21 protein-coding genes and 1 other annotated feature are annotated in these 22,940 nt (G+C 40.5%); all 21 genes read left to right on the top strand.

Annotation, left to right across the window (positions count from 1 at the left end; genetic code table 11):
* Positions 1-234: 234 nt before the first annotated feature.
* Positions 235-1,536: a cell division protein FtsA gene (gene ftsA, locus DES38_RS02380; RefSeq protein WP_110250483.1), complete on the top strand. Its 1,302-nt coding sequence runs from the start codon at positions 235-237 to the stop codon at positions 1,534-1,536.
* 59 nt (positions 1,537-1,595) lie between these two features.
* Positions 1,596-2,720 carry a cell division protein FtsZ gene (ftsZ, locus tag DES38_RS02375; RefSeq protein WP_110250482.1) on the top strand — a complete coding sequence of 375 codons (1,125 nt, stop codon included), beginning with the start codon at positions 1,596-1,598 and terminating at the stop codon, positions 2,718-2,720.
* Between the two features lie 100 nt (positions 2,721-2,820).
* A complete protein-coding gene (pgeF, locus tag DES38_RS02370) occupies positions 2,821-3,636 on the top strand; it encodes a peptidoglycan editing factor PgeF (RefSeq protein ID WP_110250481.1) in 816 nt (271 codons plus the stop codon).
* 10 nt (positions 3,637-3,646) lie between these two features.
* Positions 3,647-4,321 carry a YggS family pyridoxal phosphate-dependent enzyme gene (locus DES38_RS02365; RefSeq protein WP_110250480.1) on the top strand — a complete coding sequence of 225 codons (675 nt, stop codon included), beginning with the start codon at positions 3,647-3,649 and terminating at the stop codon, positions 4,319-4,321.
* 11 nt (positions 4,322-4,332) lie between these two features.
* Positions 4,333-4,785, top strand: coding sequence for a cell division protein SepF (locus DES38_RS02360; RefSeq protein ID WP_110250479.1), 453 nt, complete (start codon positions 4,333-4,335; stop codon positions 4,783-4,785).
* Between the two features lie 4 nt (positions 4,786-4,789).
* On the top strand, positions 4,790-5,044 hold the full coding sequence (locus DES38_RS02355; RefSeq protein WP_110250478.1) for a YggT family protein: 255 nt from the start codon (positions 4,790-4,792) through the stop codon (positions 5,042-5,044).
* A 9-nt stretch (positions 5,045-5,053) separates the two neighbouring features.
* Positions 5,054-5,836 carry a YlmH family RNA-binding protein gene (locus tag DES38_RS02350; RefSeq protein WP_110250477.1) on the top strand — a complete coding sequence of 261 codons (783 nt, stop codon included), beginning with the start codon at positions 5,054-5,056 and terminating at the stop codon, positions 5,834-5,836.
* Between the two features lie 72 nt (positions 5,837-5,908).
* On the top strand, positions 5,909-6,406 hold the full coding sequence (locus DES38_RS02345; RefSeq protein ID WP_110250476.1) for a DivIVA domain-containing protein: 498 nt from the start codon (positions 5,909-5,911) through the stop codon (positions 6,404-6,406).
* Between the two features lie 82 nt (positions 6,407-6,488).
* Positions 6,489-6,704 (top strand) — a binding site (T-box leader).
* A 51-nt stretch (positions 6,705-6,755) separates the two neighbouring features.
* Positions 6,756-9,512 (top strand): isoleucine--tRNA ligase, encoded by a 2,757-nt coding sequence (gene ileS, locus DES38_RS02340; protein ID WP_110250475.1) that lies wholly within the window; start codon positions 6,756-6,758, stop codon positions 9,510-9,512.
* A gap of 156 nt (positions 9,513-9,668) precedes the next feature.
* The gene (gene lspA, locus DES38_RS02335) at positions 9,669-10,136 is read left to right on the top strand and encodes a signal peptidase II (RefSeq protein WP_110250474.1); all 468 of its coding nucleotides are present in this window, start codon (positions 9,669-9,671) and stop codon (positions 10,134-10,136) included.
* A complete protein-coding gene (locus tag DES38_RS02330; RefSeq protein WP_110250473.1) occupies positions 10,136-11,047 on the top strand; it encodes an RluA family pseudouridine synthase in 912 nt (303 codons plus the stop codon). The genes lspA and DES38_RS02330 overlap by 1 nt, the downstream gene beginning before the upstream one ends.
* A 227-nt stretch (positions 11,048-11,274) precedes the next feature.
* Positions 11,275-11,817 (top strand): bifunctional pyr operon transcriptional regulator/uracil phosphoribosyltransferase PyrR, encoded by a 543-nt coding sequence (gene pyrR, locus DES38_RS02325; RefSeq protein ID WP_110250614.1) that lies wholly within the window; start codon positions 11,275-11,277, stop codon positions 11,815-11,817.
* 178 nt (positions 11,818-11,995) lie between these two features.
* A complete protein-coding gene (locus DES38_RS02320) occupies positions 11,996-13,357 on the top strand; it encodes a solute carrier family 23 protein (protein ID WP_146206347.1) in 1,362 nt (453 codons plus the stop codon).
* A 56-nt stretch (positions 13,358-13,413) separates the two neighbouring features.
* Positions 13,414-14,349, top strand: coding sequence for an aspartate carbamoyltransferase catalytic subunit (locus DES38_RS02315; protein ID WP_110250471.1), 936 nt, complete (start codon positions 13,414-13,416; stop codon positions 14,347-14,349).
* Positions 14,309-15,583 carry a dihydroorotase gene (locus tag DES38_RS02310; RefSeq protein WP_110250470.1) on the top strand — a complete coding sequence of 425 codons (1,275 nt, stop codon included), beginning with the start codon at positions 14,309-14,311 and terminating at the stop codon, positions 15,581-15,583. The genes DES38_RS02315 and DES38_RS02310 overlap by 41 nt, the downstream gene beginning before the upstream one ends.
* 1 nt (position 15,584) lies before the next feature.
* Entirely contained in the window at positions 15,585-16,670 is a 1,086-nt protein-coding gene (locus tag DES38_RS02305; RefSeq protein ID WP_110250469.1) for a carbamoyl phosphate synthase small subunit, read from the top strand.
* The gene (carB, locus tag DES38_RS02300; protein ID WP_110250468.1) at positions 16,670-19,870 is read left to right on the top strand and encodes a carbamoyl-phosphate synthase large subunit; all 3,201 of its coding nucleotides are present in this window, start codon (positions 16,670-16,672) and stop codon (positions 19,868-19,870) included. The genes DES38_RS02305 and carB overlap by 1 nt, the downstream gene beginning before the upstream one ends.
* Positions 19,870-20,637, top strand: coding sequence for a dihydroorotate dehydrogenase electron transfer subunit (locus tag DES38_RS02295; RefSeq protein ID WP_110250467.1), 768 nt, complete (start codon positions 19,870-19,872; stop codon positions 20,635-20,637). Before carB ends, DES38_RS02295 begins: the two co-directional genes overlap by 1 nt.
* The gene (locus DES38_RS02290; protein WP_110250466.1) at positions 20,634-21,548 is read left to right on the top strand and encodes a dihydroorotate dehydrogenase; all 915 of its coding nucleotides are present in this window, start codon (positions 20,634-20,636) and stop codon (positions 21,546-21,548) included. The genes DES38_RS02295 and DES38_RS02290 overlap by 4 nt, the downstream gene beginning before the upstream one ends.
* Positions 21,541-22,245, top strand: coding sequence for an orotidine-5'-phosphate decarboxylase (gene pyrF, locus DES38_RS02285; RefSeq protein ID WP_110250465.1), 705 nt, complete (start codon positions 21,541-21,543; stop codon positions 22,243-22,245). Before DES38_RS02290 ends, pyrF begins: the two co-directional genes overlap by 8 nt.
* Positions 22,242-22,859, top strand: a complete 618-nt coding sequence (gene pyrE / locus DES38_RS02280) for an orotate phosphoribosyltransferase (RefSeq protein ID WP_110250464.1) — start codon at positions 22,242-22,244, stop codon at positions 22,857-22,859. Before pyrF ends, pyrE begins: the two co-directional genes overlap by 4 nt.
* Positions 22,860-22,940: the final 81 nt, after the last annotated feature.

Genomic DNA, 22,940 nt, shown 5'->3' with positions numbered 1-22,940 from the left:
ACGGTAAAAAAAGAGAGGGCTTTAATCTGTCGTGATGAATTTAAGTATTATGAATATTTTTTTAATATGCTATTAAATAACTGGCAATAAAATGATATACTGAAAAAGAACATTCTATAAGTTTTAAGTAAATTTAGGAATATTTATGTTATGTATATGAAAAAATTGATGCTTTGTATAAAAATGATAATGAAACGAATGGAAAATTGATGGTTGATTAGGAGGTGCCTTGATTTGGATAATGAAATTTTAGTCGGTTTAGATATCGGAACATCAAAAGTGAAAGTGATTATCGGCGAAATCAATGGTGAGAGTCTGAATATTATTGGTGTCGGTGCCGCGAAATCACACGGATTAAAAAAGGGTGGAATTGTAGATATTGATAAGACGGTTCAATCAATTAGAGAGGCGATTGAAAGTGCAGAACGCATGGTTGATATGCGCATTGACAATGTAATCGTTGGTATTAATGGAAATCAAGTTGAACTTCAACCGTGTCAAGGAATTGTTGCCGTTGCAAGTGAAAACAGAGAAATTGGTGATGACGATGTGACGCGCGTGATTGATGCTGCTAAAGTGATTTCACTCCCTCCAGAACGGGAAATCATTGACGTGATTCCAAAACAATTTATCGTTGATGGTTTAGAAGAAATTAATGACCCAAGAGGAATGATTGGTGTTCGCTTAGAAATGGAAGGAACAATCATCACGTCATCAAGAACGATGGTACATAACTTGTTAAAATGTGTAGAAAAAGCAGATTTAAATGTGACGGATATTTGCTTACAGCCACTAGCAACTGGGGCTATTGCGTTGTCTGAAGACGAAAAAGATTTAGGTGTGGCTTTAATTGATATTGGTGGAGGTTGTACAACGCTATCAATCTTTGAGGACAGTCATTTAACGGGAACAAGCGTAATACCACTTGGTGGCGATAGCATTACCAAAGATATCGCTTACGGTTTGAAGACAAGCCAAGAAGAGGCAGAGAAAAAAAAAATTAAGCATGGCTATGGTTTTTACCCGGAAGCTAATGAAGGCGAAACATTTGAAGTGAAAGCAATTGGCAGTGAACAGTCCTTTGCATATAATCAACTTGAGCTCTCAGACATTATTGAGCCACGGCTTGAAGAAATTTTCACTTACGTCGCAAGAGAAATCAAAAAATTAGGCTATCGTGATGTACCTGGAGGTTTTGTCTTAACTGGTGGAACCATGCAAATGCCAGGGGCATTGGAACTTGCACAAGACTTATACCACGGTAACGTACGTGTAGCAATTCCAGATTATATTGGTGTAAGAGAAGCGCAATATGCATCTGGGGTGGGGATTTTAAAATTCACTTATGATAACGCTCGGGTCCAAGGGAAACGACTTGAAACAGGCGTTTCTGATATTGCGGCATATGATCGTGAACCGAAAGCGATTAAGCAAAAACCAAAAGCAAAACCGAAAAAAGAACAGAAAAAAACAAATCAAAGCAATGACCCGAAAGAGTCTGGGATTGCTAAATTCTTTAAAGTGTTTTTCGACTAAGCGAATGACAGTATTATGTCTAATCTTGATGAGATATAATGGATGAGGAGGAACAATGAATGTTGGAGTTTGACACAGAATTAGATCAGTTAGCAACTATTAAAGTAATCGGTGTTGGTGGCGGTGGTAATAACGCTGTTAACCGCATGATTGAACATGGGGTGCAAGGTGTAGAATTTATTGCGGTAAATACCGATGCACAAGCCCTTAACTTATCAAAAGCAGAAGTGAAGATACAATTAGGAACTAAATTAACGCGGGGCCTTGGCGCAGGTGCTAACCCTGAAGTTGGTCGCAAAGCGGCAGAAGAAAGTAAAGAACAGTTAGAAGAAGCACTCGAAGGGGCAGACATGATTTTTGTGACGGCAGGAATGGGTGGTGGTACCGGTACCGGTGCAGCACCAGTAATCGCTCAAGTTGCGAAAGAACTGGGTGCTTTAACTGTAGGTGTTGTGACACGTCCATTTATGTTTGAAGGTCGCAAACGTTCAACGCAAGCCGTTGAAGGGATTGAAGGACTTAAGCAAAATGTGGATACGCTAATCGTGATTCCAAACGATCGATTATTAGAAATTATTGATAAAAATACACCAATGTTAGAAGCGTTTAGAGAAGCAGATAACGTGTTACGTCAAGGTGTCCAGGGAATCAGTGATTTAATCGCAACACCAGGTTTAATCAACGTTGATTTTGCTGATGTAAAAACCATTATGCAAGATAAAGGTTCTGCTTTAATGGGAATTGGTATTGCAACAGGGGAAAATCGTGCCACCGAAGCAGCCAAAAAAGCGATTTCTTCACCATTACTTGAAACATCAATTGATGGCGCCCGTGGTATTTTAATGAACATTACCGGTGGTCAAAACTTAAGTTTGTATGAAGTCCAAGAAGCTGCAGGGATTGTAACAGATGAAGCTGACCAAGAAGTAAATGTGATTTTTGGTTCCGTGATCAATGAAGAATTAAAAGATGAAATTGTTGTTACGGTTATTGCGACTGGATTTGATGATAATAAACCAAAAGAAGAACGCCCACAGCGTCCGCAAACCCAAACGAAAAATCAACAAACACAAGCAAAACAAGAACCAAGACGTGAAAAGGAACAAGCACAAGCGTCGTTTGGTGAAGAAGAGGATACATTAGATATTCCAACATTTTTAAGAAATAGAAATCGTCGTCGTTAAGAACGGCTTTATACGTCAAGTCATTAAAGTCAGTCGTGCATTCTTTGATGCAGGCTGGCTTTTTTAGAAAACAAATTAACTTTTGACGAGTAGGTGAAACATGGAGTTTTTTAGCGGAAAGCATGCGGCTGTATTGGTACCTCAAGGTTTACCTGAAGCGTTCAACAACCTCAAAATTGGGATTACGACACGTCAAGGTGGGCACTCAAACGTTCCTTACGATGGATTTAATATAGGGCTTCATGTTGGTGATACGGAAACGACAGTGATTGAAAATAGACGCATGTTAGCGGAAATGATTGGTGAGCCGCTCGATGCCTTTGTCTTTTTGGAACAAGTACATGGAACAACAGTTGAAGTTGTGACACAAATTGACAGAGGGCGTGGTGTCTATGATTTAGCATCGGCCATTCCTGGGGTGGACGGCGTTATCACAAACGAAACCCACTTAGTACTCGCGGCTTTTTATGCGGATTGTGTCCCCCTTTATTTTTTTGATCCGGTAACAGGTTTTATCGGATTAGCTCATGCCGGCTGGCGTGGAACAGTCAAAGGAATAGTCGCTACGATGGTAAAACGTTTGATAGAACATGGGTCATCTTCGCGAGATATCGTGATGATAATTGGCCCATCGATTGGAAAAGAAAGTTACCGTGTTGACGAAGCTGTTATTGCTGAGGTGGCTTTAAAGTATCATAATCAATGTGTTGAAAAAATCAGTCACACAACAAGCGAGTATTTTTTAGACTTAAAGGCTCTGAATAAGCAATTGGCCCTGGATAATGGCTTACAAGAAGAAAATATCTTTACTTCTGAGATAGACACGTATTTAGACTCAAGGATGTATTCTTATCGAAAAGCAAGTAATACAGGTCGGATGTGTGCGTATCTGGTAAAAGTGACGGAAAACAAATGAGGTGTCAGCGATGGAGATGCGATATAATGAAATAAAGACAGTGATTGAAGATAGTTGTACTAAAGTTGGTCGAAAAGTGAGTGATGTAACGCTCATTGCTGTCACAAAATATGTTACAATAGAAGAGACAAAAAAGGTTTTTCGCTTAGGAATTAAAGATTTAGGTGAGAACCGAGAACAAGGTTTTCTCGAGAAGAAGCAGGCACTAAATCATGCGGAGATTAACTGGCACTTTATTGGACCGCTTCAATCAAGAAAAGTCAAACAAGTTATAAATGAAGTGGATATGTTTCATGCGTTGGACCGCTTGAAAATCGCCAAAGAAATAAACAAACGCAGAGAAACACCCGTTGACTGTTTTGTGCAAGTAAATGTGAGTGGGGAAGCAAGCAAAGGTGGCGTTACTGTTGATGATTGTTTAACATTTATTGAACAGCTGCGACCGTTTCAAAAGATCCGAGTTGTCGGTTTGATGACTATGGCCCCTCACGCCGAAGATGAAACAGCGATTAGACAAGTTTTTCGCCGTCTGCGACAATTAAGGGATGAAATCAAAAATCAAGCACATCCACACGCACCTTGTTTATATTTGTCGATGGGAATGAGCAATGATTACGCTATTGCGATTGAAGAAGGTGCGACCCACATTCGGTTGGGAACCATATTAGTTCAACCAGAAAGGTAAGGTGATTAATGATGAGCATGAAAAATAAATTTAAAGACCTTTTTTCTGTTGAAGATGAAGAATACTACGAGGAAGTTTATGAAACAGAAGAAGATGCATCACCCAAAGAACGGCGTAGTGAAAAATATGATCGTAAAGATAAGAAAGAACATGCAAATGTTGTGAGTTTACAAGCGGTGAAAGCCCAAGCAAAAGTGGTCTTATGTGAGCCGAAACAATATGAAGAAACGCAAGAAATTGCTGATCATATTGTTAACCGTCGCTCTGTTGTTGTGAATTTACAACGTGTGAACCACCAGGAAGCAACCCGCATTGTCGACTTTTTAAGTGGAACCGTTTATGCAGTGGCTGGGGAAATACAAAAACTAGGGCCGCATACTTTCCTATGTACACCAGACAATGTTGAAATTAGCGGTAGTATTAGCTCGTTACAAGATGACGAAGATTTAGAACAAGGATGGTAATAGAATGATATATAATATAGTAACAGGGCTATTTGATGCCTACCAGTTTGCGATCATCGCATACATTTTAATGTCTTGGTTTCCAGGAGCTAGACACTCTGCAATTGGTCAATTTCTTGAATCGATTGTCGAACCGTACTTACAACCATTTAGACAAATCATTCCGCCAATTGGTATGCTTGATGTATCCGCACTTGTTGCGCTGTTTGTCTTGCGATTTGCGCGTCAAGGTCTGGTAGTCTTGCTCAATATGTTTTAAGGGGTCGTTATGGACGTATACCAACATTTCAGAAAAGAAGAACAACCGTTTATTGATAGTATATTTGATATCATTGATCAAGTAGATCGACAGTACATGACTAAGTTTACGGATTTTCTTGATCCTCGTGAACAACATATTTTTACATCGATTGTTGGACAAGACGAGCGTTTTCAACTGATCAGCTTTTTCGATCAGCGACACATGGAGCGACGGATGTTAGCTCTCGCGCCGGTCTATGAACAAATCAGTTATGCAGATTTTCCAATTTGTTTGTTAGAAGCAAGTTATCCCGTTAAGTTTATCGATGTTCGTCATAGTGATGTACTAGGTGCCTTTATTTCACTTGGTATTGATCGAAAAAAATTAGGTGACATTACGATTGATCATGAAGCTGGGATCGTTCAACTGTACGTGACCAAGGATATTAGTGACTATGTGATTCACCAACTGACCCAAATCAAAAAGGCAACATTTGCCTTTGCTGAAGTTACCATGGATGCTTACCTTCAAAGTAAAGAAACTTGGAAAACTGTTGAGACGACGGTGTCATCGATGCGTCTAGATGTGTTAGTCAAAACGATGTATCGCTTGAGTCGGTCAGAAAGTAAAGAAATGATTCAAAAAAAACTAGTAAAAGTGAATTTCAAAGTGATTGAGGATCCGAGTTTTAGTCTAGCAGTTGGCGATTTGATCTCAGTAAGACGTAAAGGTAGGAGCCAACTCATTGAGATAAATGGTCATACCAAAAAAGATAAAGTCAAAATCACTTACCAAACGTTATTTCTTTAAAGCAGGATTTTTTAAAGTTTTGTCGAAGTAATCAATACACTAACTTTTAAACAATATTGAGGAGGAAAATAAATGGCATTAACACCACTAGATATTCATAACAAGGAATTTTCACGAGGCATGCGCGGATACGATCAAGATGAAGTTAACGAATTCCTGGATCAGATCATTAAAGATTTCGAGTTAGTTATTCGAGAAAAGAAAGAATTGAAACGAGACGTTGAAACATTAGATGAAAAATTAAAGCACTTTAACAACATCGAGGAAACGTTAAACAAATCAATTTTAATAGCACAACAAACGGCTGAAGAAGTCAAGGGTAATGCGAATAAAGAATCTAAACTGATTGTTCGAGAAGCAGAGAAAAATGCTGACCGTATCATCAATGAAGCATTAGAAAAAGCACGTAAGATTGAAATTGAAGTTGAGGAATTGAAAAAACAAGGGAAAGTGTTTAGAACACGCTTGAAAATGTTAATCGAGGCGCAATTAGAACTCGTCCAAACAGATGACTGGGATCAACTGTTAAACATGGAGCTAAATGAATTAGATCCAGATTTATCGGAATAATTAACATCAATACTTGACGTCGATGGAATAATTACATATAATGCATTGACACGGAGCATTTTTTTGCAATGACGATATATATATATAAGCAATGCGAAGAACAGTAGCAATTTGTTTCTTTTTTAGCGAGTTGGGAACGGTGAAAGCCCAGTAGAGAACTTATTTGTGAACATCATCTTCAAGCTGTATCCCTGAACCAATCAGTAAGGGTATACCGGAATCAGCACACGTTACGTGCATCGAGTGAGTGCTTTTTAGCATTAACTAGGGTGGTACCGCGAGTTTTCTCGTCCCTTTTTTGGGATAAGAAGACTCTTTTTTTATTTTTACATTTCGAGGAGGAATTATGATGGAATATAAACAAACGTTATTGATGCCAAAAACAGAGTTTCCAATGCGCGGGAACTTACCAAACAAAGAACCGAAAATGCAAGAAGAATGGGATGAAGCGAACCTTTATCAAGCTGTTCAAGAACGAACGGCGGGACGTCCCTTATTTGTTTTACATGATGGCCCTCCCTATGCGAATGGTGATTTGCATATGGGTCACGCATTAAATAAAGTATTAAAAGATTTTATCGTGAAATTTAAATCGATGTCAGGGTTCCAAGCCCCTTATGTTCCAGGTTGGGACACGCATGGGTTACCGATTGAAAACGCACTTCAAAAGAAAAAGGTAGACCGCAAGAAAATGACACCGGCAGAATTTAGACAAAAGTGTGCGGATTATGCTTTAAAGCAAGTGGATAACCAACGGACGCAATTTAAACAATTAGGCGTTCGTGGCGACTGGGAAAATCCATATGTCACACTTGATAAAAAATACGAAGCAAACCAAATCAAGGTATTTGGTGAAATGGCTAAAAAAGGTTATATCTATAAAGGATTAAAACCGGTCTATTGGTCACCATCTTCAGAATCAGCGCTTGCAGAAGCTGAGATTGAATACCAAGACAAACGTTCAGCATCTATTTATGTAAGTTTCAAAGTGAAAGAGGCAGGTGATTTGTTAGCGGGGGATGAAAAATTCCTCATCTGGACAACGACGCCATGGACAATTCCTTCAAATTTAGCAATTGCATTACACGCCGATTTAACTTACGTCGTACTGCAAACAAATAAAGGGAAGTTCATCGTTGCCGAAGACCTTGTTGAGGCTGTTCAAGAAGATTTAGCTTGGGAAGATGTCACACAAGTTAAAAGCTTTAAGGGTCATGAAGCTGAACATTTAGTCGCAACTCACCCGATCTATGATCGTGATTCACTCATTATCTTAGGTGAACATGTAACGACTGACGGAGGGACAGGTCTTGTTCATACGGCACCTGGCCATGGTGAGGAAGACTTTATCGTGGGTAAACAATATGGCCTTGACGTGCTCTGTCCTGTTGACGAAAAAGGTGTATTTACAGATGAAGCACCTGGTTTTGAAGGGTTATTTTATGATGCAGCTAATAAAGCTGTCACTGAAAAATTATCGGAAAATGGTGCACTTGAACACATGAGCTTTATTACCCACTCCTATCCGCATGATTGGCGCACGAAGAAACCGGTCATTTACCGGGCAACAAATCAATGGTTTGCTTCGATTAAAGATTTCAGAGCAGAAATCCTTTCAGAAATTAATCGAATCAAATGGGTGCCGAAATGGGGAGAAACACGTCTTTTCAATATGGTAAGAGATCGTGAAGATTGGTGTATTTCTCGTCAACGTATTTGGGGCGTTCCAATTCCGGTCTTTTATGGTGAAGATCGAACACCGATTATTACGGATGAGACCATCGCGCACGTTGCGCATCTATTCCGTGAACATGGATCGAATATTTGGTTTGAAAAAGAAGCGAAAGATCTATTGCCTGAAGGATTTACATCAGAACATAGCCCGGGTGGTACATTCACAAAGGAAACGGATATTATGGATGTATGGTTTGACTCTGGCTCATCCCACCAAGGGGTGTTAGAAGAGCGTCCAGAACTTAGACGACCAGCCGACTTATATTTAGAAGGTTCTGATCAGTACCGTGGCTGGTTTAACTCATCACTATCAACGTCAGTAGCAGTTACTGGTAAATCACCGTATGAAGGAATTCTAAGCCATGGTTTTGCACTTGATGGTCAAGGTCGCAAAATGAGTAAGTCAATTGGTAATGTTGTGCTACCTTCTAAGATCATGAAGCAATACGGTGCTGATATCTTGCGTTTATGGGTGGCATCTGTTGATTATCAATCCGATGTACGTGTGTCGGATGACATCATCAAACAAACCTCAGAAGGATATCGTAAAATCCGTAACACGTTCCGATTCTTATTAGGGAACTTACATGACTTTAATCCAAATCAGGATGCAGTAAGTGATGAAAACTTACATGAAGTTGATCGTTATATCCTAGTGAAATTGCAAAACGTTATCTCGGATGTCACAACAGCTTATGAAAATTATGAATTTTCAACGGTATATAATAAAGTGCATCAATTTGTCTCGCAAGAACTCAGTGCGTTTTACTTAGATTTTGCGAAAGATATTTTATACATTGATGCTGAAGATGCACCACGTCGTCGTTCAATCCAAACGGTTTATTATGAAACAGTCATTGCTTTAACAAAACTGATTACGCCAATTCTTACCCATACAGCTGAAGAAGTATGGTCGTATATTCCGGCTGTTGACCAAAAGTATGTTCAATTAACAGATATGCCGAAGGTTCGTCAAATTGCTGCATCAGAAGGATTATTAGAAAAATGGGATCATTTTGTTGAGGTCCGTGACGATATCCTAAAGGCACTTGAAGAAGCACGTGCTAACAAAGCAATTGGTAAGTCTCTCGAAGCAAGTCTAACAATTAAAGCCCTTGATCAGAAAACACATGCCTTACTTAAAGACATTGATCGCCTTGATCAGTTGTTTATTGCTTCTCATGTAGAACTTGTTACAACAGGTCATTTAGCGAAAGCTTATGACTACGTAGAAGTAACGGTTGAAAAATATGATGCAGAAAAATGTGAGCGTTGCTGGGTCGCAGACAAGACGGTTGGTAATGACGAAACACATCCAGGTTTGTGTCAACGTTGTGCAACAGTTGTAAAAAAACATTACCAAGATAGTTAAAAGATGTGAATTGAGCTAGTAAAGGTGAATAATGATTGATAAACAAGCGTCTAAATCGTATAATTTAGACGCTTGTTCGTTTGTTGCAAAGAAATACATCAACAAATGCCGATAATTATGGTAAAATCAACTAAGAGTAAAGAAATTGGAGGCCATTTGATGTATTATTTTGTGAGTTTGCTTATTATCTTAATCGATCAATTGACAAAAGTGTTGGTGATTAATTATATGGAGATTGGTGAAAGTATTCCACTGATTGATGACATTCTTTATTTAACCTCTCATCGCAATCCTGGCGCAGCATGGGGGATACTAGCAGGTCAAATGTGGTTCTTTTACGTCATCACACTGATTGTTATTGGTGTGATAGTCTATTATATGCGCACCTATGCAAAGGAGCAACGATTTCTAGGGATCAGTTTAGGACTTGTGTTAGGTGGCGCAATAGGGAACTTTATTGATCGTGTCTTATATCAAGAAGTTGTCGATTTTGTGAATGTGTATATTGGTAGTTACAACTATCCAATCTTTAATGTTGCTGATTCAGCGCTAGTTGTTGGTGTGATTTTAATTGGATTCATTACGTTGAAAGAAGAGTTTACTAAAGAAAAGAGTGAGAAATAATGAACGAACAGTTTACTGTCAGTGAAGACTATAGTGGAACAAGAATTGATAAATACTTAAAAGAACAACGCGCTGATTTATCGCGTGCGCAAATCCAATCATGGATTAAAGAGGGATATATTCTGGTTAATAATCAACAGGTTAAACCTAATCACAAAGTCCAAGGCAGTGACACCATCGAATTGACGGAAAAACAGCCAGAACCGCTGGAAATTATCGCAGAAGATTTACCAATTGATATTGTTTATCAAGATGAAGATGTCGTTGTAATCAATAAAGCCAAAGGGATGGTCGTCCATCCATCAGCAGGTCACCGTTCAGGAACACTTGTGAATGCTTTGATGTACCATGTGAAAGACTTATCTGGGATCCATGATGTTGTACGACCAGGCGTGGTACATCGGATTGACCGTGACACAAGTGGGTTATTAATGGTAGCGAAAAATGATTTGGCTCATCAATCATTAGCTGAACAGTTAAAAGAAAAAACGTTAAAACGCTCATACCTAGCCCTCGTTCATGGGGCAATTCCTCATGAGTATGGAACCATTGATGCACCGATAGGTCGTGATCCTAAAGACCGTCAGCGCATGGCAGTTGTTGATGGTGGCAAAGAGGCAGTTACTCATTTTGAAGTGGTCGAACGGATTAATCAAAAGTATACCCTCGTCAAGTGTGTTCTTGAAACGGGGCGGACACATCAGATTCGTGTGCATATGCGATATATCGGGTTCCCGCTTGTTGGAGATCCTAAATATGGTCAACGAAAAACACTTGATGCAGAAGGCCAGGCACTTCATGCGCAAGAACTAGGTTTTGCTCATCCGAAAACAGATGAATGGTTACAATTTAAAGTGGAGCCACCGCTTGTTTTTCAAGAACTCTTAAAGAAAGTTCGGGAAATGGATTGACAAATCATGCATTTCACGTATAATTAGAGACAATAAAATAACCTTTAAACACAGTCCCGTGAGGCTGAGAAGGACCGTAAGCATTGATTAGATATCGTCTACTCAATCCCTTTTCTCATACGCGGAGAAAAGGGATTTTTTAATGGTCTCATATAAAAAGAGTGTTTCATGATGCTGATGCAAGCGATATGAAGCAAGGTTATTTTGCAGTTAAGGGGGCAGCGGACGTGAAACAAAAAGCAATGATTTTAGATCAACCAGCGATTAATCGGGCCTTGACTCGAATTGCGCATGAAATTTTAGAAAGAAACAAAGGCGTGACCGATTTAATGTTGATTGGAATTAAAACGAGAGGTGTGCCACTCTCAGAACGTCTGAAAGAGAAAATTAAGACCATCGAAGGTGTTGATATTGCGACCGGTGAAATTGATATTACCCTATATCGTGATGACTTGTCACATGCTTCTGAACAAGAAGAACCTGAAGTAAAGCATACACATTTTAATGAAATCATTGATGGTAAAAAGATCATCTTAGTCGACGATGTACTTTATACCGGCCGAACTGTTCGTGCTGCCATGGATGCTTTGGTTGACCTCGGGAGACCAGCTCAGATTCAACTTGCTGTACTTGTCGATCGCGGCCACCGTGAATTACCAATACGGGCGGATTACATTGGCAAGAATATTCCAACATCACAAGAAGAAGTTGTTGTGGTTCAGTTGGAAGAACATGATGCAGTTGACTTGGTTAGCATATATGAAAAGTAAATAAATACCTTTAACGAAGTCCAGAGAGACTTCAAAGGTTGTGATTGGTGACATAGGCCGTAATCGGTCTATATGTATGCCCCTTTGCAGCCTTGCAGAGGGGCATTTGTTTTGCCTAAATGTTATTTCCAACAGCAAGATACATATAAATAGAGATGAATTAGAGGAGGAAGTCAGAATGGAAAGATTAGATATGGTCATGGACATCCGTGATGTTCCGAAAAAATCAAAATGGTTTATGTTAAGTTTACAGCACTTATTCGCAATGTTTGGTGCGACAGTATTGGTTCCCTTTTTAACAGGATTACCGGCTTCAGTTGCGCTTGTTTCTAGTGGATTAGGAACACTTAGTTACTTGTTAATTACCAAGGGTAGAATTCCTGCTTATCTTGGCTCAAGTTTTGCGTTTATTCAACCCATTATTATTGTCTCACAAACGAATAGTGTCGAAGCTGCCATGGTTGGTAGTTTTGTCGCAGGTTTATTCTACGGGATTGTTGCTTTAACGATTGGAGCCTTTGGCTTGGACTGGGTAATGAAAGTCTTACCGCCAGTGGTTGTGGGTCCGGTTATTATCGTCATCGGTCTTGGACTTGCACCTACTGCAGTTGATATGGCGATGAATGTTGACGGGCAATACAGTGGTCAACACTTCTCAGTGGCGATGGTTACGTTACTTGTAACCATTATAGGATCGCTATTTTTCAAAGGATTCTTCGGTCTGATCCCGATTCTTATCGGCATCGTGGTCGGCTATGTCTATGCTCTATTTGCAGGCATAATTGATACGACAGCAATTGCAGCAAGCTTTGATGCAATTGTTAGTGCAGGCTCATTTGGTGAATTTCTAAGTGCAGTCTTTGTTGCACCAGATTTTCTGATTCCGTTCGTTCATTACCAACCCCTCGAGGTGCTTGATATAAATGTGTTAGCAATTATTGTTCCGGTCGCACTTGTAACCATTGCCGAACATATTGGCGATCAAATGGTTCTATCTAAAGTTGTTGGTCGTAATTTCTTAAAACAACCAGGTCTGCATCGCTCAATTTTAGGTGATGGTGTTGCAACGATGATTGCATCAATGCTCGGTGGACCACCGAATACAACGTATGGTGAGAACATTGGGGTTCTAGCGATCACGCGCATTTTTAGTGTATTTGTTATCGGTGGGGCAGCTGTTTTAGCGATTGCCTTTGGATTCATCGGAATTATTTCAGATGTGATTGCATCTATCCCAACGCCTGTGATGGGTGGGGTCTCAATCCTGTTGTTTGGAATCATCGCTTCAAGTGGGTTGCGGATGTTAGTCGATAATCAAATTGACTTAGGTAACAACCGTAACTTAATTATTGCTGCAGTCATCTTAGTTATCGGTATTGGTGGCGCGATGGTGCGTTTCCAAGTTTTCGGTCTTGATTTTGAAATTCAAGGTATGGCCCTTGCAGCGATTATTGGGGTATTGCTTAATTTGCTTTTACCAGGAAAAGAAGCTGCCTTTGGCAACGGAAAAATGTTTGGTGATGACGAAACCGATCTATAAAGAAAAGCTAGCCTACGTGCTAGCTTTTTTAATAAAAAAAATGAGGTGAACCAGTGATGAGAAACTTTGTTTCGATGAAAAATATGGAAAAAGACGCCATACTCAACTTATTACACACCGTGCAGTTGATTAAGACGAAAAACTATCAACCCAATTACAAAGGTCAAGATTTGTTTGTGGCAAACTTGTTTTTTGAGCCAAGTACACGGACTAAAATGAGTTTTGAAGTAGCTGAAAAACGTTTAGGTTTTCACGTGCTTGATTTCGAAGTCAACACCTCAAGTGTAACAAAAGGTGAATCCATCTATGATACGGCTAAAACCTATCAAGCGATTGGTGCGAACCTTATCGTGGTCCGACATCAAGAAGAACATACCGCTCGAAAATTAAGTGAAACACTCGACATCCCAGTCATCAATGCAGGTGATGGGTGTGGTGAGCACCCAACTCAGTGCTTACTTGATCTTTACACCATGTATGAATCATTTGATTCCTTCAATGATTTGAATGTGCTAATTGTTGGTGATATTTTGCATAGCCGGGTGGCACGTTCAAACGCTTATGCATTAAAAACGTTAGGTGCGAATGTCTTCTTGAGCTCGAAAGCAAGCTGGCAAGATGACCGCCTTGATTTTCCTTATATTGATCTTGACGAAGGCTTGAAAATTTGCGATGTGGCTATGTTTTTAAGGGTGCAACGTGAACGGCATGAAGAAAAAGAAGTGGGTGATGACGTTGACTATTTAAAGCAGTATGGTTTAACGACTGAGCGTTATCAGCTCCTTAAAGATGAAGCCATCGTTATGCATCCTGCACCAGTTAATCGTGGTGTGGAAATAGAAGACGAACTGGTAGAAGCGCCAAAATCAAAGATTTTTAGACAGATGGAAAATGGTGTCTATGCACGAATGGCTATACTAGATTTATTATTATCGAAAGGGGAAATAAATAATGGCTATCCTATTGAAGAACGGTTACTTCGCGCAAAATGAAGAGATGATAATCCAAGACATAAAGATTGAGGCGGGCATCATTCAAGAAATCAGTCAAACAATTCCTTCAAAGGCAGAAGACACGGTCTATGATTTGTCGGGCTATTATGTTTCTCCAGGATTTATTGATGTCCATGTTCACTTACGTGAACCCGGTGGTGAACATAAAGAAACAATCCAGTCTGGAACAAGAGCGGCAGCTAAGGGTGGTTATACAACAATCTGTGCCATGCCGAATACAAATCCCGTTCCAAGTACGGTCAATCGCTTAACAGCAATACAGAAAATCATCAAAGAAGATGCGTTAGTTAAAGTCTACCCCTATGCCTCGATTACAAATGACTTAAAGGGCGAAGATCTCGTCGATTTTGATGCTCTGACAAAAGCGGGTTGTTTTCAGTTTACTGATGACGGTGTTGGTGTACAAACTGCAGATGCGATGTATCGAGCAATGCAACAAGCAAAACGAAACGATAAAGCAATTGTTGCCCATTGCGAAGAAAACTCTCTAATCCATGACGGGTGTGTGCATGAAGGAGAAGTAAGTAAGCGACTTGGTGTAAACGGGATCCCTTCTATCTGTGAAGCAACACAAATTGCTCGTGATGTGTTACTTAGTGAAGCCACTGATTGTCACTATCATGTCTGTCACGTCTCTACAAAAGAAAGTGTCAGGGTGATTCGTGATGCTAAGCGAGCCGGTATTCATGTGACTGCGGAAGTGACCCCTCATCACTTGCTTTTAAATGAAGATGATGTGCTGTCAAAGGATACAAATTTTAAAATGAATCCACCGCTTCGATCGAAAGAGGATCAACAAGCGTTAATTGAAGGCTTAAAAGATGGGACCATTGACTTTATCGCAACTGATCACGCACCGCATCATGTTGATGAGAAAGCTTTACCGATTGAGAAAGCGCCTTTTGGTATTGTCGGTCTTGAAACAGCCTTTGGTTTGTTATATCACCACCTTGTCTTAAAGGGTACATGTACCTTGGCACAATTAGTTAACTATTTAGCCGTGAAGCCGGCTGAAGTTTTTCAATTAAAGCAAGGGGATTTAGCTGTAGGTAAACCAGCTGACATTACAGTCCTTGATATTGATTATAATGGAAGCATTGATAAAAACACATTTGTTTCAAAAGGGAAAAACACGCCGTTTGACCAACAAGAAATTTCAGGAAAAGTCATCAAAACATTCGTTGATGGAAAAATCGTATTTGGGGAGGCATAACATGAAACGACAACTCATTTTAGAAGATGGCACGGTATTTACAGGAGAAGCACTCGGTGATTTAGGTCACAAAGAGGGTGAGATTGTTTTTAACACAGGAATGACCGGGTACCAAGAAATACTTTCGGATCCGTCTTATTGCGGACAAATGGTGACAATGACTTATCCTCTGATTGGTAATTATGGCATCAATCGTGATGACTTTGAATCGATTGATCCATCTGTATTTGGTTTAATTGTGAAAGAAATGTGTGAGCAACCCTCTAATTTTCGCTCAGAAGACACATTAAATGATTTTCTCGTTCAGAAAAAAATACCGGCGATTAGTGGTGTAGATACACGAAAATTAACTAAAATTATTCGTAAACATGGCACAATGCGTGCGGTCTTAACAGAGGCAACGGCATCGATTGAACCGGTCATTCCGACTTTTAATCAGCCGCTAACCGATCAAGTGAGTCGGGTGTCCACTAAAAACCCTTACGTTGCCCCTGGTCGTGGTCATCGGATTGTGCTAGTTGATTTTGGGATGAAACACGGTATTTTACGGGACTTAACGAAGCGTCACTGTCACGTCACAGTTGTGCCTTATAACTACACAAGCGAACAGATTCTTGCTTTAAAACCTGATGGGATTATGTTGACAAACGGACCAGGCGATCCAAAGGATGTTCCTGAAGCAACCGAAATGATTCAAGCGTTGATCAGCCGAGTGCCGATTTTCGGCATTTGTTTAGGCCATCAATTACTGTCACTTGCATGTGGAGCCGATACTGAGAAAATGTCTTTTGGCCACCGCGGATCCAATCACCCAGTCAAAGATTTGACACGCAGTAAAACTTTTATTACGTCACAAAACCATGGCTATGCCGTGCGCGTAGCTTCGTTAAAAGCTACCGATTTATCACTCACACACGTTGCGATTAATGATGACAGTGTTGAGGGTGTAAAACATAACCATTACCCTGCTTTTTCAGTCCAGTATCATCCAGAGAGCTCGCCAGGTCCCGAAGACTCTAGCTATTTGTTTGATCAATTTATGACGAACATCCAACAGTTTAAACAACAATCAAAGGAGGCGCTCTAATGCCAAAACGTACAGACATAGAAAAGATACTTGTGATTGGTTCCGGTCCAATTATTATTGGTCAAGCGGCAGAATTTGATTACTCAGGGACTCAAGCATGTCAAGCTTTAAGAGAAGAAGGCTATACGGTTATACTTGCTAACTCTAATCCAGCCACAATTATGACTGACCATACGGTTGCTGATACCGTATATATGGAGCCGTTAACGGTCGAATACCTTTCAAAAATAATTCAGAAAGAGCGTCCCGACGCGATTCTACCAACACTTGGTGGACAAACCGGTTTAAACTTAGCGATTGCCCTTGAGGAAAGCGGAATTTTAGAAAAATATCCAACGGAAATGTTAGGGACGAGTTTAGATGCAATTCAATTGGCCGAAGACCGAGAGAAATTCCGTCAGCTGATGCATGATTTAAACGAGCCAGTGCCGGAAAGCCAGATTGTTCAAACGGTCGATCAAGCACTTGATTTTGCTGATGAGATTGGTTTCCCGCTTATCGTGAGACCTGCTTACACCTTAGGTGGAACCGGTGGGGGGATGTGCTACAACGTTCAAGATTTGAAAGAAATTACACGTAGTGGGTTACAATTATCACCTGTGAACCAATGTTTAATTGAACGAAACATTGCCGGATTTAAAGAAATTGAATATGAAGTGATGCGCGATAAAAATGACCAAGCGATTGTAGTCTGTAACATGGAAAATATTGATCCTGTTGGAATTCATACAGGTGATTCAATTGTTGTTGCACCGTCACAAACGCTAAGTGATCGTGAATATCAAATGCTTAGAAACGCATCGTTAAAGATAATCCGCGCCTTGGAAATTGAGGGGGGCTGTAACGTACAGCTTGCGCTTGACCCAGATAGTTTTGATTATTACATTATCGAGGTCAATCCACGTGTGAGTCGTTCAAGTGCACTTGCATCAAAAGCAACGGGCTATCCGATTGCAAAAATTGCAGCGAAGATTGCGATTGGTTTAACGTTAGATGAAATTAAAAACCCAGTAACCGAAACGACATACAGTGCATTTGAACCTGCATTAGATTACGTTGTTACCAAATTCCCACGCTTTCCTTTTGATAAGTTTACTTCAGGAAACCGGACGCTTGGCACTCAGATGAAGGCAACTGGCGAAGTGATGGCAATTGGTCGAACCTTTGAAGAAGCCTTTCTTAAAGGTATTCGCTCCCTTGACTTTAATGATGATGATTTTTATTTGCCTGATTGCGAAGCGTTAGATGACCAAGCGTTAAAAGAACACGTGATAAAAGCCGATGATCGTCGGATTTTTGTCTTAGGTGAATTACTGAGACGTCACACTGATGTTGAGACCCTTTTCGAATGGACTAAAATTGATCGATTCTTCTTAAACAAACTTAAAAAGATGATTGATTTAGAACATCAGTTAGCGGACGCGGAATTGACTATTGCATCACTCGCACATGCGAAAGCCTTAGGATTTTCTGATCGCCAGCTTGAGCGCATCACCAAAAAATCAGAAGATGAAATCTATCAGTTGCGTTTAGACAATGCAATCACACCTGTCTATAAGATGGTCGATACGTGTGCCGCTGAATTTGAATCAGCAACCCCTTACTTTTACAGTAGTTATGAAGAGGAACAAGAATCGGTCGTGTCCAAGCGCAAGAAGGTAATTGTTATTGGTTCTGGTCCAATCAGAATTGGTCAGGGCATTGAGTTTGACTATGCGACTGTCCACTCTGTGTTGGCTTTAAAGGAACTCGGTTATGAAGCAATTATTATGAATTCAAATCCTGAAACAGTCTCTACCGATTTTAGTGTCTCAGATAAATTGTATTTTGAACCCCTTACTTTAGAAGACGTTATGCATGTGGTTAATTTAGAGCAACCTGAAGGGGTAATCGTTCAGTTTGGTGGACAAACAGCGATTAACCTGGCAGAAGGCTTGCAACGCCGTGGTGTGACGATTTTAGGAACATCACTGGAAGCAATTGATCAAGCAGAAGACCGCGATAAGTTTGAACGGATTCTTAGTGCCTTAAATATTCCGCAACCAAAGGGAGAAAGTGTTAAAGACTTATCAACAGCACTAACGGTGGCCGAAAAGATTGGTTACCCGGTCTTGGTACGCCCGTCATACGTGATCGGTGGTAGTCAAATGGAAATTGTTTATACTAAACAAGAACTTGAAGCCTACTTACTGAAAACAAATCATATTAAACGCAAGCATCCTGTCTTAATTGATAAATATTTAACGGGCATTGAGGTCGAAGTGGATGCAATTAGTGACGGGGTTACTACGATTATCCCAGGCATTATGGAACACATTGAACGCGCTGGTGTGCACTCAGGTGATTCGATTGCTGTCTATCCAACGCAACGCATCAATCCGGAAATTAAACAAGAATTAATTGAGACAACCATTAAAATTGCTGAACGTTTAAAAATCAAAGGTCTCCTTAACATCCAGTTCGTTGTGCATGAGGGTGCGGTTTATGTACTCGAAGTCAACCCAAGAGCGAGTCGAACGATTCCATTTTTAAGTAAAATTACCGATGTCACAATGGCAAATCTGGCAACGCGTGCAATTATGGGACAATCTTTAACTAACATGGGTTATACCAGTGGTTTACTACCAGAAGCAGATCACGTTTCGGTTAAAGTACCGGTATTTAGTTTTGCGAAACTAAAAAGCGTCGATACCATATTAGGTCCAGAAATGAAGTCGACCGGAGAAGCAATTGGGCGTGATAAAACACTAGCAAAGGCCTTATTTAAAGGACTTGTTGCTTCCGGAATTGAGATACCTTTTGAAGGTGCGGTATTATTCACGGTAGCTGATAAAGATAAGGAAGAAGCATCTGTGATTGCCGCTGGATTCAATGCCCTAGGCTTTGATATTTTTGCGACAGAAGGTACAGCAGCGTTCTTTACAGGAAAGGCTATCCCGGTTACCACTGTAGGTAAAATTGGAGCCAATGAACAAAATGTATTATCACTGATTGAAGATAATCATGTCCAATTTGTGATAAACACTTTAACGTCAGGAAATAAACCACTCAGTGATGGCTTTAAAATTAGACGAGATGCTGTTGAACACGGAATTGCCTGCTTAACAAGTTTGGATACTGCCCGGGCGATACTCGATGTGATTGATCAAACGACCTTCCAAGCCCAAGCGATTGTAAGAAATCAAGAGGTGATTCGCTAATGAAACAAGTAAAAGGTCTATTGCGTGCGACAGATTTAATTGCTAGAGACACAATCCAATATCAGATTGAATTGAGCCCCGCGTTGTTAACAGAGATCAAGCCCGGTCAATTTGTCCACGTGCGGATTGATCAAACGGCAGCGCATATGCTGAGACGTCCGATCTCTATTTGTGACATTGATTTTGAAAAAAATCTTCTAACCTTAATCTTTAAAGTAGTTGGAAAAGGGACCGCAAAATTAAAAGAGAAACAAATTGAGACGATGATTGACCTGCTGATCCCATGTGGGAACGGGTACCCATTGGATGAACTCGATGCTGAACACGTTTTGTTAATCGGTGGTGGTATTGGTGTTCCCCCTCTTTACTACCTTGCGAAAAAGCTAACCGAACAAGGCATAAAAGTCACAGCTGTGCTTGGTTTCCAATCAAAAGCGGATGTCTTCTATGAAGATGCATTTAAAGCGTTAGGCGACTGTTTTATTACGACAAATGACGGAAGTTACGGTGATACGGGATTTGTGACCGATGTAATTGAGCAGCGCCAACTCACCGGTGATTATTATTTTAGTTGTGGTCCAACCTTAATGTTAAAGGCAGTGAAAACAAAAATGCAGGCAGTTCCAGGTTACATTTCATTAGAAGAACGGATGGGCTGTGGGATTGGGGCGTGTTATGCCTGTGTCATTGATAAAGCAGATGACTCAGGAAACGTAAAGATATGTCATGACGGCCCAGTCTTTAGGGCGAATGAGGTGATTTTATGAGTCGACTAAGCGTGCGATTACCGGGTCTTGATTTAAAAAATCCAATTATTCCTGCCTCAGGTTGTTTTGGTTTTGGAAAAGAATATGATCAGTTTTATCCGATTGAAAAATTAGGAGCAATTATGATTAAAGCGGCGACGGAAAAGAAACGGCTAGGAAATAAAACCCCACGCGTTGCGGAAACCTATTCAGGAATGTTGAATGCGATCGGTTTACAAAACCCTGGTGTGGATACAATTATTAAAAATGAACTCCCTTTTTTGAAAGATAAACAATTGCCGGTGATTGCTAATGTTGCTGGAAGTACGATTGAAGAATACGAAGCGGTAGCGAAAGCTTTAAATGGTAGTGGCATTCAAGCGATTGAGTTAAATATCTCTTGCCCAAATGTAAAAGAAGGTGGGGTTCAGTTTGGGACAGATCCTGATGTTGCTTATGCGGTGACAAAACGCGTCAAGGCTGCTGCTGATGTACCTGTTTATGTCAAATTGTCACCGAATGTGACCGATATTACGGTGATTGCCCAGGCGGTCGAGCGTGCGGGTGCTGACGGCATCACCATGATCAACACGTTAACAGGGATGCAAATTGATCTAAATAGCCGTCGTCCTTTGCTTGCTAATGGTGTCGGAGGTCTAAGTGGGCCAGCGATTAAACCCGTTGCTATCCGCATGGTCTATCAAGTCTATCAAGCGGTAAAGATACCAATTATTGGGATGGGAGGCATCACGACAATTGAAGACGTGATTGAATTTTTACTAGCTGGTGCCAGTGCGGTTGCGGTTGGAACGGCAAACTTCCAAAATCCAATGATTTGTTCAGAACTGATTGATCAATTACCATTCGCCTTAGAGAAATATGGCTTTACCTCGGCAGAAGAAGTGATAGGAAAGGGGCACTTGAATGAATAACAACATATACTTAGCACTCGATTTTCACTCGTATCTCGAAGCAGATCAATTCTTAACACAGCATGATTTAGGCGGTGTGCCTGTTAAAGTGGGAATGGAATTGTTTTATAAAGAAGGTCCGGATTGCATCAAACGTTTGCGAGATAAAGGGCATGATGTGTTTCTTGATTTAAAATTGCACGACATTCCAACAACTGTCTACAAAGCGATGAAAAATATCGCCTCACTCGATGTGCAAATGACCAATGTTCATGCCTTAGGATCTAAAGAAATGATGATTCGGGCGAAAGAGGGTTTAGTCGAAGGGAGTCATGCAGGGGACGTGCCTTATCTGGTTGCAGTCACCTTACTGACATCACATGACCAACATACCGTCAATCAGCAACTTAGAATGCCGGACACGATTGAAGCTACCGTCACACATCTTGCTTCCTTGGCAAAGCAAGGATCCGCTGATGGTGTGGTTTGTTCTGTCCATGAAGTATCGAATATTAAAGCGGCGTGTGGCCAGGATTTTTTAACTGTCACGCCTGGTATAAGGATTGAGAACACCTCGCTCGATGATCAAAAACGGGTCGCAACCCCTGGGCTTGCGAAAGAAAAAGGATCAGATTACCTTGTCATTGGACGCAGCATTACCGAAAGCAGTGACCCGAAAGAGCGTTACAACCAAGCTATAAAGGAGTGGAGTAAATGACCTTAACAAAAACATTACTAGAAAACCTCTTAGCCATCGAAGCGGTGCAAATAAAACCGGACCGGTCATTTACCTGGACCTCAGGTATCAAGTCACCAATCTATTGTGATAATCGCTTAACGATGAGTTATCCGAAAGTACGAGCACTCATTACCCAAGGATTTCTTGAAAAGCTAGAAGCAGAAGGATTATTACCAACACACATCAGTGGTTGTGCAACTGCCGGCATTCCCCATGCAGCTTGGTTAAGTGATGCGCTTGACTTACCGATGAGCTATGTTAGAGGAAGTGCGAAAAAACATGGAAAACAAAACCAAATTGAGGGTACTGTTCAAGCTAAAGATAAAGTCATCGTGGTTGAAGATTTGATCTCAACAGCTGGCTCTGTAATTGAAACGGTTAAAGCGATTGAAGCAACGGGCGCTGATGTGATTGGTGTTGTCGCAATTTTTAGCTACGGACTTGATAAAGCGCGTGTGGCTTTTGAGACGCAACATGTGCCTTATTACACACTGGCTAATTTTGATCAATTAGTAGCGTTAATGTTGGATAATGCCACGATCTCTAGAGATGAGGCTGCGAGTTTACTTGATTGGCGTAATGGCCTTGTTTAGTCACATCAATAAAGACGATTAAGACGTAAATAAAAGCATCTCCTCATTAAAACATGCAGGAAATGCTTTTATCTTTGTCTT

The sequence above is a fragment of the Streptohalobacillus salinus genome (assembly GCF_003201605.1).
GTDB classification, from domain to species: domain Bacteria; phylum Bacillota; class Bacilli; order Bacillales; family Amphibacillaceae; genus Streptohalobacillus; species Streptohalobacillus salinus.
The sequence above is the reverse complement of the archived record's forward strand: the minus strand, read 5'-3'. Positions and strand labels throughout refer to the sequence as shown.